The organism is Sporosarcina sp. NCCP-2222 (genome assembly GCF_023168145.1).
Classification (GTDB): domain Bacteria; phylum Bacillota; class Bacilli; order Bacillales_A; family Planococcaceae; genus Sporosarcina.
On record NZ_BQYK01000021.1, the window covers coordinates 1 to 638 of the forward strand.

1 protein-coding gene is annotated in these 638 nt (G+C 48.6%); it reads right to left on the reverse strand.

Annotation, left to right across the window (positions count from 1 at the left end):
- Nucleotides 1-599, reverse strand: a 599-nt coding sequence (locus tag NCCP2222_RS20665; protein ID WP_248514275.1) for an IS3 family transposase, incomplete at its 3' end; no start/stop codon positions are given.
- Nucleotides 600-638 lie beyond the last annotated feature (39 nt).

A 638-nucleotide genomic window follows, 5' to 3' on the forward strand; every position in this document is an offset into this window, starting at 1 on the left:
CTCATGCTGATTTTGCACTGCTTCTCCGTGAGGAGGGCAATATAGTCATGGGATGCATACTGTGACCCTTGGTCGGAGTGATGGATCAATCCCTTTTCTGGCGAGCGAAACTGAAAGGCCCGTTCTAATGCCAAGAGCGGCAGCTCCTTGCTTAAGGTGGTAGCCAGATTAAAGCCAATGATTTTTCGGGAGAATAGGTCCATGACGGTCGCCAAGTACAGCCAACCCTCGCTTGTCCAAATGTAGGTGATATCCACGACCCACACTCGGTTGGGTGCTTCCGCATGAAACTCCCGGTTTAACAGATTGGGATAGATGGGATGTTCGTGATTGGATTGGGTCGTCACGGTATATTTGAACGGAACCGTCGCAGATAGTCCAAGCTCGTGCATGTAGTTCGCGACAGTCTTCTCGGATAAAACCATGCCTACTTTCTCCAGTTCTCTCTTGATTCGTGGACTGCCATACACTTCTCTTTTCGCATGGAAGATCCGTTTGATTTGGGCTTGTGCCTTCTCCTTTTTGAGTTGCGTGTCGCTTTTCTGTCTGCCAAGCCATTTGTAGTAACCGCTTTTTGACACACCGAGCACTTTGCACATCTTATTCACGCGGTATTCTTCCGAATGCTTCTCGATAAA